Annotated in this window: 1 protein-coding gene; it reads right to left on the minus strand. The window is 71.9% G+C overall.

What is annotated here, in order from left to right:
* Positions 1 to 34 precede the first annotated feature (34 nt).
* Positions 35 to 668, minus strand: a 634-nt coding sequence (locus x551_RS22960) for an SGNH/GDSL hydrolase family protein (protein WP_036252198.1), incomplete at its 5' end; no start/stop codon positions are given.

Genomic DNA, 668 nt, shown 5'->3' on the forward strand with positions numbered 1-668 from the left:
CGGCAGCTGCGCTCGCAGGCCGCCGACGCGGCGCTCAGCGTGGCGGTGCGGGCGCGCGCAGGTGGTCGGCGATGACGGTGCGCCACAGCGCGTAGCCCTGCGTGTTCAGGTGCAGCGCATCGGGCAGGAACAGCTCCGCGCGCGGCTGCCCCTGCGCATCGAGCATCTTCGAGTAGATGTCGATGTAGTCGAGGTTCGGCGTGTGGCGGCTGTAGTCGGCCACCAGCGCATTGGTCTCGACCACCTGCGGCATCAGCGCGCTGCGCAGCGGGCTGGGCTTGATCGACAGGAAGGCGATGCGCGTGTCGGGCAGCGCCCGGCGCACACCCTCCACGAAGGTGCTGAAGCTCGCCAGCACCTGCTGCGGCGTGCGGCCCTCGGCGAGGTCGTTGTCGCCGGCGTAGACGATCACCAGCCGCGGCTTGTACGGCAGCACCAGCCGTTCCAGGTACGCCGCGCAGTCGAACATCCGCGAGCCGCCGAAGCCGCGCTTGACTATCGTCTCGCCGGCGAACTGCGCCTCCAGCCCCGACCACAGCCGGATCGACGAGCTGCCGACAAACAGCACCCCGCCGGGCTGCGGCGCCTGAGCCTCGTCGGCCAGCGCGAAGGCGTCCAGGCTTTCCTGCCAGCGCGCCTCGACGGGCGTCGCGGCGGCCGCAGGCCCG

Source organism: Methylibium sp. T29, from assembly GCF_000576205.1.
Classification (GTDB): Bacteria; Pseudomonadota; Gammaproteobacteria; order Burkholderiales; family Burkholderiaceae_C; genus Methylibium; species Methylibium petroleiphilum.